9 protein-coding genes are annotated in these 8,824 nt (G+C 70.1%); all 9 read right to left on the minus strand.

Features of this window, described 5'->3' with window-relative positions:
* Positions 1–222: 222 nt before the first annotated feature.
* Entirely contained in the window at positions 223–1,440 is a 1,218-nt protein-coding gene (locus ACWD4A_RS34665; protein ID WP_451200358.1) for a DivIVA domain-containing protein, read from the minus strand.
* A gap of 61 nt (positions 1,441–1,501) precedes the next feature.
* Positions 1,502–1,786, minus strand: coding sequence for a YggT family protein (locus tag ACWD4A_RS34670; protein ID WP_451200361.1), 285 nt, complete (start codon positions 1,784–1,786; stop codon positions 1,502–1,504).
* A 76-nt stretch (positions 1,787–1,862) separates the two neighbouring features.
* Complete coding sequence (locus tag ACWD4A_RS34675; RefSeq protein WP_451200363.1) at positions 1,863–2,465, minus strand: cell division protein SepF; 603 nt, start codon at positions 2,463–2,465, stop codon at positions 1,863–1,865.
* A 120-nt stretch (positions 2,466–2,585) separates the two neighbouring features.
* On the minus strand, positions 2,586–3,305 hold the full coding sequence (locus ACWD4A_RS34680; protein WP_451200364.1) for a YggS family pyridoxal phosphate-dependent enzyme: 720 nt from the start codon (positions 3,303–3,305) through the stop codon (positions 2,586–2,588).
* Positions 3,302–4,060, minus strand: coding sequence for a peptidoglycan editing factor PgeF (gene pgeF / locus ACWD4A_RS34685; RefSeq protein ID WP_451200366.1), 759 nt, complete (start codon positions 4,058–4,060; stop codon positions 3,302–3,304). The genes ACWD4A_RS34680 and pgeF overlap by 4 nt, the downstream gene beginning before the upstream one ends.
* A 23-nt stretch (positions 4,061–4,083) precedes the next feature.
* Positions 4,084–5,325: a cell division protein FtsZ gene (ftsZ, locus tag ACWD4A_RS34690; protein WP_451200368.1), complete on the minus strand. Its 1,242-nt coding sequence runs from the start codon at positions 5,323–5,325 to the stop codon at positions 4,084–4,086.
* Between the two features lie 241 nt (positions 5,326–5,566).
* Entirely contained in the window at positions 5,567–6,388 is an 822-nt protein-coding gene (locus tag ACWD4A_RS34695; RefSeq protein ID WP_451200369.1) for a cell division protein FtsQ/DivIB, read from the minus strand.
* Between the two features lie 30 nt (positions 6,389–6,418).
* Positions 6,419–7,513, minus strand: coding sequence for an undecaprenyldiphospho-muramoylpentapeptide beta-N-acetylglucosaminyltransferase (gene murG, locus ACWD4A_RS34700; RefSeq protein ID WP_451200371.1), 1,095 nt, complete (start codon positions 7,511–7,513; stop codon positions 6,419–6,421).
* Between the two features lie 6 nt (positions 7,514–7,519).
* A complete protein-coding gene (gene ftsW, locus ACWD4A_RS34705; protein WP_451200374.1) occupies positions 7,520–8,758 on the minus strand; it encodes a putative lipid II flippase FtsW in 1,239 nt (412 codons plus the stop codon).
* Positions 8,759–8,824 lie beyond the last annotated feature (66 nt).

An 8,824-nucleotide genomic window follows, 5' to 3' on the forward strand; every position in this document is an offset into this window, starting at 1 on the left:
CCCGAAAACCCAAATCCAAAATTTTGTTATTGGATAAAAATCGTTTGAAATACCCATCACCGCAGGACGGGCTTTTGGGGGACGCCGGGTCGCCGCATGCTCCCGGACGACCGGCTCTTCGCTGTCTGCTCCGCCCCATGGGGGACAAACGGAAAACGGGCCGGGCCCGGGACCATCGGTCCCGGGCCCGGCCCGTTGATTGCCGTCGGCTCGCGCCGCCGACTAGTTGTCGTCCTCGTCGATCAGGAAACCGCGCATCGGCGACGGCGCCTGCTGCATCGGCTGCTGGCCCTGCGGCCGCACCGGTGCCATCGGCTGGGTCATCGCCGGGGACATCTGCTGCTGACCGCCGTACGACGGGGCACCCATCGAGGTGTTGCCACCCATGGAGGCGTTACCGCCCATGGACGGGTTGCCGCCCATGCTGTGACCGCCCATGCCCGCACCTGCCGAGGCCATCGACCCGCTCATCGAGGGGGCCGCGGGCAGCGACGGGGTGTTGGGGTTGCGCGGCGGGGCCAGCGAGTCGTCCGCCTGGTTCTCCAGCTGACGCAGCTGGCTCTCCAGGTAGGACTTCAGACGCGTGCGGTACTCCCGCTCGAAGCCGCGCAGGTCCTCGACCTTGCGCTCCAGCGTGGCGCGGGCGGACTCCAGGGAGCCCATCGCGACACGGTGCTTCTCCTGGGCGTCCCGCTCCAGGGCATCGGCCTTGGCACGGGCGTCCCGCTCCAGACCCTCGGCACGGCTGCGCGCCTCGCCGACGATCTTGTTGGCCTCGGAACGCGCCTCCGCGATCGCCTGGTCGGCGGTCTGCTGAGCGAGCGACAGCACGCGAGCGGCGCTGTCACCGCCCGGACCCTGACCCGGCTGCGGCAGCTGGGGACCGGGGCCGCCCATCGGACCGTTCTGGCCCATGGCGTTCTGCCCCATGGGACCGTTCTGTCCCATGTTCTGACCCATGGGACCGTTCTGGCCCATGCCGTTCTGGCCCATCGGGCCGTTCTGTCCCATGGGACCGCCCATCGGGCCGCCCATCGGACCGTTCTGTCCCATCGGGCCGGGACCGTGCGGGCCCTGGGGACCGTGGCCGTGACCGCCGGGGCCGGCCGGAAGCTGCGGGGCACCGCCCGGCAGCTGCGGCGGGCCGCCCATCTGCTGTTGCTGCGGCACCGGCTGCGGGCCGGATATGGCGGCGGGCACCGGCGCGCCGGGTCGCTGGTCCTGCGGCTCGGGCTTGCGCATTCCCTGCTGCTGGTTCTGCGCGGCGGCACGCGTGGCCGCGGCCAGCTTGGCCCGCAGGTCCTCGTTCTCCCGGAGCAGTCGGGTCAGTTCGGCCTCGACCTCATCGAGAAAGGCATCGACCTCGTCCTCGTCATAGCCTTCTCGGAGACGGACGGTCGTGAACTGCTTGTTCCGCACGTCCTCGGGGGTCAACGGCATCTCTTCTTCACCTCAACGTAGTCGTCGGCAATCGGCAAGACCGTATCGTTCACAGCCGCGTTCACAGCCGGCTCACGACGGTGATCAGGATGTAGACGATGATCATCAGTACGAAGAAGGACAGGTCGAGCGCCACGCCCCCGAGACGCAGCGGCGGGATGACCCGCCGCAGAAGCTTGAGCGGTGGATCGGTGACAGTGTAGGTGGCCTCAAGGACGACCACCATCGCCTTACCGGGTTGCCATGAGCGTGCGAACTGGAAGACGTAATCCATCACCAGCCGGAAGATCAGCACGAACAGGAAGCAGTACAGCGCGATGTAGATCACGTCGAGTGCGATACCCATCCCGCGCTTCCCTCTCCCCTTGCTCGTACCCGGTCTGTCGGGACGTCATTCATCCGGCATTGACCGGTTTTGCGTCTCAGCTCTGATTGAAGAACCCACCCTCTGCGATGCGGGCCTTGTCCTCCGCCGTGACATCGACGTTAGCAGGAGACAGCAGGAACACCTTCTGCGTCACCCGCTCGATGCTCCCGTGGAGTCCGAAGACCAGACCGGCGGCAAAGTCGACAAGTCGCTTCGCGTCCGTGTCGTCCATCTCCGTCAGATTCATGATCACCGGGGTGCCCTCACGGAAGTGTTCCCCGATGGTACGGGCCTCGTTGTAGGTCCGGGGGTGCAATGTCGTGATGCGGTAGGGCTCCCGCTCGGACACAACCTTGGGCATGATCACCGGTGCGTTCTTCTCCAGAGAGTGGCGTTCGGGTGTGATGGATGCCACGGGGGCGATTCGGGCGGGTCGTCCCGTTTCCGCTACGAGCGGAGCGGGTTCGCGCTGTGCCGGCGGCTGGGCGACTCGGACCGGTTCGTCCGATTGCGCCTGCTGTGACTGGTGTTGCTGCCTGCGGCGGTCGGGCTCAGGCTCGGGCTCGAACTCGTCATCGGGGTCGAACCCCGGGCCGTCGTACCCATCGTCCTCCACGAGGCCGAGGTAGACCGCCATCTTGCGCATCGCGCCGGCCATTCTCTGCGTCCTCCGCTCTGTGGTGGATCGGCTCCGTCAACGGGCCCGGATCCACGTGGTCCGCCCGCCTTTTGACGGGAATGACCATATTTTCTGCTGTGGTCCGACTTCTTGGCGACGTTACCCGAGCCGGGGTCGGACTCCGAGTACCGCCGAGCCGACACGTACATGTGTCGCCCCGGCCGCCACGGCGTCATCCAGGTCCGCGCTCATCCCTGCTGACACCATGTTCGCAGCAGGATGGGCCGCGCGCAGGCCCGTTGAGATTTCCATCAGCCGGTCGAATGCCGCCCTGGGCCGCCCCGCATACGGCCCGGACAGCGGAGCGACCGTCATCAGTCCGGCGGCACGCAGCCCTTCGGCGGCGGCGAGCGAGTCCGCCAGCTCCATGACGCCGTCCGGGGCGACCCCACCCCGGACGCCGCGCTCCCCCGACTCGGCGTCAAGAGCCACCTGGATCAGGCATTCGAGCTCACGGCCGGTTCGAACAGCGGCCGCGGACAGTGCCTCGACCAGTCTGATTCGGTCGACGGAGTGCACCACATCGGCATAACGCACCACCGAACGGACCTTGTTCGTCTGCAATTGTCCGACGAAGTGCCAGTTCAGCGGCAGGTCGGCGCACTCGGCGGCCTTGGGGGCGGCGTCCTGGTCGCGGTTCTCCGCGACGTGACGGACCCCCAGCTCCGCGAGGAGCCGTACGTCGCTCGCGGGGTAGGTCTTGGTGACCACGACGAGGGTCACCTCCTCGCGCTTGCGCCCCGCCGCGGCGCACGCCGTGGAGATACGTTCCTCCACACGGGCCAGATTGTGGGCCAGTTCCGTTCTGCGATCCATCACAGCTCCGTGTCCAACCAGACGTAGCCGCCGAGCCGCCCGGTGACGCGCTCGCGGCGGTAGGAGAAGTGGTCTGCCGACTCCAGCGTACAAACGGGGGACTGTCCGCCGGCCTTGACACCGAGTCGGCCCAGCTGGGCGCGGACCCCCGCGGCGACGTCCACGGCCGGGGTGCCCTTGCGGGTGGTGGCCCACGCCTCCGGCACCGCCTCGGCGACCTCGGCGCGCATCGCCTCGGGCACCTCGTAGCAGGAGCCGCAGACCGAGGGGCCGGTGTGGGCGACGATCCGGGCGGGGTCGGCGCCCAGCGCGACCATCGCCTCGACGGTGGCGGGCACCACCCCGGCGACCAGCCCCGGGCGGCCCGCGTGGGCCGCGCCCACGACTCCGGCGGCCGGGTCGGCGAGCAGCACCGGGGTGCAGTCCGCGGTCAGCACGGCGAGGGCGAGCCCCCGATGTGCCGTCACCACTCCGTCGACCGCGGGGATTTCGGCCGCGGGGTCCCACGGCCCGTCGACCACGGCCACCTCCCGGCCGTGCACCTGGTTCATCCAGACGACCGCCGCCGGGTCGAGCCCGAGCGACTTCGCCGCCCGCTCCCGGTTGGTCCGCACGGCGGCGGGGTCGTCGCCCACGGCGCCGCCCAGATTGAGCTCGTCATACGGAGCGGCGCTCACCCCGCCCCACCGGTCGGTGAAGGCGAAGTGGGCGCCGCCCACGTGTTCTTCGAATGTCACTGCGTGCTGTTGCCCTATCACTGGGGGCCGCTCACTCGCGGGTGTTACTTGAGGAAGTCCGGGACGTCCAGTTCCTCGGCGGTCGAGTCCTGGTAGGGACGGGCCGGGGGGACCTGCGGGGAGGAGACCGGCGGCAGGGGGACCTCGCCGACCGGGGCCGGGTCGGAGACCGGGGACTCCTCGGTGCGCGGGGTCACGCCGCCGAGACCGCCGAAGGAGGAGCGGACCGGCTCCGCCGGGGGCGCCTGCCGCGGGGCCGTGGCCGTCGCGGTGCTCTCCTCGCGGCCGTTGCCGTAGGAGGAGCCGAGCACCTTGTCGCGGCTGCCCTTGGCCGGCGGCTGGCCGCCGTCGAAGCCGGCGGCGATGACCGTGACCCGGACCTCGTCACCCAGGGCGTCGTCGATGACGGCACCGAAGATGATGTTGGCCTCGGGGTGGGCCGCCTCGCTGACCAGCTGCGCCGCCTCGTTGATCTCGAAGAGACCGAGGTCGGAGCCGCCGGAGATGGAGAGCAGCACACCGCGGGCGCCGTCGATGGACGCCTCCAGGAGCGGCGAGGAGATCGCCATCTCCGCGGCGGCCACCGCGCGGTCGTCGCCGCGGGCGGAGCCGATGCCCATGAGCGCCGAGCCCGCCTCGGACATCACGGACTTGACGTCGGCGAAGTCGAGGTTGATCAGACCCGGGGTGGTGATGAGGTCGGTGATGCCCTGGACACCCGACAGCAGGACCTGGTCGGCGGACTTGAACGCGTCGAGCACGCTCACCTGACGGTCCGAGATGGACAGGAGTCGGTCGTTCGGGATCACGATGAGGGTGTCGACCTCGTCGCGCAGACCCGCGATGCCGTCCTCCGCCTGGTTCGCCCGGCGGCGCCCCTCGAAGGTGAACGGACGGGTGACCACACCGATCGTCAGAGCGCCCAGCGAGCGGGCGATGTTGGCGACGACGGGGGCGCCACCGGTGCCGGTGCCGCCGCCCTCGCCCGCGGTCACGAAGACCATGTCGGCCCCCTTGAGGACCTCCTCGATCTCCTCGCGGTGGTCCTCGGCCGCCTTGCGGCCGACATCGGGGTTGGCGCCGGCGCCGAGGCCGCGGGTGAGCTCCCGGCCGACGTCCAGCTTGACGTCGGCGTCGCTCATCAGCAGGGCCTGTGCATCGGTATTGATCGCGATGAACTCGACGCCCTTGAGACCGACCTCGATCATCCGGTTGATGGCGTTCACGCCACCGCCGCCGATACCGACGACCTTGATGACTGCGAGGTAGTTCTGCGGTGCTGCCACGTCGAAGGCCTCTCGCCTCGAGTTACGTATGCCTGGGGGACGGTTCTCAATGCCGACCCGAACCCTCAACGTGAAGTTTAGGGTTACCGGTGCCGCTGTTCGCTGAGGTTCTCCGAACAGGACACTAAGTCGACAAGTGGCGCGTGTTCAACGAACACGCCGAACCTCCCGTTTTTCTTTTCACCCTATGTGATCACCCATAGCCGTAGCCAGTCAGGGTGGTGCGAGAGCCTCCGGTCCGTCAACTCCCCGATGCCGCCGGAGCGCTGGGCGCGCTCACATCGAAGTGCTTGGCGCCCCGCGCGGCCTTCAGCAGTGCCGTGAGCGTACGGGCTTTCGCGTCGCCGCGCTCGCCACTCCCCCAGACCACCGTCCGACCACCCGTCAGTTCCAGGGTGATGGCGTCGTACGAGCGTACGTGGATGATCCGGGTGTCCGTGCGCACGGCGGCGGGCAACGCCTCGGCGACCCGGACACCCTCGCGCTCCAGCCGGCCGGGGCCGAACCGGCTCAGGCTGGGCGCGTCCGCGGCCTCCACGGCCAGCCGCGGCACGCTCCCGGGGGCGCGTTCGACTGTGGCGAACCGCACGCCCGTGCCGTCGATTTCAATAAACTTTCCGCCCTTTTCGACGATCGCCCTGGGCTGCCGCTCGACCACTTTCAGCGCGATCGCGTGCGGCCACGACCGTTCGACGTCGACGGTGTCGATCCTGGGCAGCGCCTTCCGCAGCCGGTCGGCGATGGCGTCGGTGTCCACGGAGACGAGGGGGTCGCCGAGCGGGACCCCGGCGGCCGCGCGCACCTCGTCGGGCGTCAGCACCGCGGTGCCGCGCACCTCGACCCGGGTCGCGCGCAGCCAGTTCGAGCCGTAGAGGGCCCAGCCCGCCGCGGCGCCGACGAGCACGGTGACGACCGCCCAGAAGACGATCCGGCGGCGGCGCGGCGGCCGGGGGCGCGGGGTCCGCTTGCCGGACGGCCGGGAGGGGCCGGGCCGGGCCGACTTCCCGCTCCTCGCGTTCCTGCTCTTCGAGCCACCGCGCTGAGCGGTCGTCGGTCCGGCCACGCTCCCCTAGCCTCCTGCTCCTCCGGGCACTCAGCCCGCTCTGCGTGCGGCAATCGCCTCGTACACCATGCCGACGAGCAGGTCGTCGGCATCGCGGCGCCCGAACTCGGAGGCGGCGCGGGACATCTCGTACAGGCGGTGCGGGTCGGCGAGCACGGGGAGCACCTGGCTCTGCAGCCATTCGGGGCTCAGCTCGGCGTCGTCGACCAGCAGACCGCCGCCCGCCTTGACCACCGGCTGGGCGTTCAGCCGCTGTTCGCCGTTGCCGATGGGCAGCGGGACGTAGGCGGCGGGCAGCCCGACGGCGGACAGCTCGGCGACGGTCATCGCACCCGCGCGGCAGAGCATCATGTCGGCCGCGGCGTACGCGAGATCCATCCGGCCCACGTACGGTACCGGGATATAGGGGGGCATTCCGGGCATGTTGTCCACATGCGGCAGGTCGTTCTTCGGGCCGACCGCGTGCAGGATCTGGATGCCGGAGCGCTGGAGCGCCGGGGCCACGGCCTGGACGACCTCGTTGAGCCTGCGGGCGCCCTGCGAACCGCCGGAGACCAGCAGCGTCGGCAGGTTGGGGTCGAGCCCGAAGTACGCCCGCGCCTCGGGCCGGGCGGCGCCGCGGTCGAGGGTGGCGATGGTGCGGCGCAGCGGGATGCCCACGTAGCGGGCGTTGCGCAGCTTGCTGTCCGGGGTGGACACGGCGACCGCGGCCGCGTAGCGCGAGCCGATCTTGTTGGCGAGGCCGGGGCGCGCGTTGGCCTCGTGCACGATGATCGGCACGCCGAGCCGCTTGGCGGCCAGGTAGCCGGGCAGCGCCACGTAGCCGCCGAAGCCGACCACGCAGTCCGCCTTGGTGCGCTCGAGGATCTGCTCGGCGGCCTTGATCGTGCCGCGCAGCCGCCCGGGGACCGTGATCAGCTCGGGTGTGGGCTTGCGCGGCAGGGGTACGGCGGGGATCAGGCCCAGCTCATAGCCCCGCTCGGGCACGAGCCGGGTCTCCAGACCCCGCTCCGTGCCGAGCGCCGTGATCCCCACGGTCGGGTCCTGCCTGCGCAGGGCGTCCGCGAGGGCGAGCGCGGGCTCGATGTGGCCGGCGGTCCCCCCACCGGCGAGTACGACATGCACCGAAATTCACCGCTCTCCGGACGGTCGCTTCTTGACGCGCCGTCTCATCGTCTTCCATCTCACCCCAGGCTGCCGCATGGCCAGCGCCGCCCGCGCACCGGGTTCGTCGCGCGCGAAGGCGATCAGCAGCCCGATGGCGAACATGGTCGGCAGCAGGGCGGACCCTCCGTAGGAGAACAGCGGCAGGGGGACACCGGCGATCGGCAGCAGGCCGAGCACCGCACCGATATTGACCACGGCCTGCGCCATGATCCAGGTGGTCACACCTCCCGCGGCGTACCTCACGAAGGGGTCCTCCGTGCGTCCGGCCACGCGGATACCCGCATAGCCTAGAGCCGCGAAGAGGGCGAGTACCGACAGCGTCCCCGCGAGACCGAGCTCCTCGCCGGTGATCGCGAAGATGAAGTCGGTGTGGGGTTCGGGGAGTTCGCCCCATTTTTCCACACTTGCTCCGAGGCCGGCGCCGAACCATCCGCCGTTGGCGAGGGCGTAGATCCCGTGCACGGCCTGCCAGCACTGGTCGTTGGTGCCGGGGTCGGTCGCGCCGATGCAGGCGAGGCGGGACATCCGGTTGGCACTGGTCTTGATGAACAGTATGGCGAGCACGGCGGTGACGCCGAACACCCCGGAGAAGAGCCTCGTCGGGGCCCCCGCCACCCACAGGAGCCCCAGCAGTACGGCGGTGAGGACGACGGTGGTCCCCATGTCGCCGCCCAGCATGATCAGCCCGAGCAGCACGAAGGTGACGGGCACCAGCGGCACCAGCAGGTGCTTCCACTGCGTCAGCAGCTTCTTGGCCTGTTTGCGCGCCAGCAGGTCGGCCCCCCACAGCACCAGCGCCAGCTTGGCGAACTCGCTCGGCTGGAGCTGGAACGGGCCGCCCAGGGCGATCCAGTTGGTGTTGCCGTTGATGGTCTCCCCGATGCCGGGCACCTGGACCAGGCAGAGCAGGCAGAAGGAGCCGGCGAGCGCGGGGTAGGCGAAGGCCCGCAGCAGCTTCACCGGCATCCGGGCGGCCGCGAGCAGCAGTACGGTGCCGATGGCGGCGGCCAGCAGCTGCTTGCGGAAGAAGAAGCTGGGCGGCAGCCCGTTCTGCAGCGCCTTGATCTGGGAGGCGGAGTAGACCATCACCAGACCGAGCACGATGATCAGCAGGGAGCCGCCGAGGACCAGGTAGTACGCGGTCAGCGGCCGGTCCCAGGCGCGCTTCGCGCGGGCGTGGAGGGCCCGCAGGCCGCCCAGCACGGTGCCCCGGGGCGGCCGGCACGACCGATCCTGGAGTCATGTACACCGACTTCGACCGCTGCGCCA

The organism is Streptomyces sp. NPDC002537 (assembly GCF_053594975.1).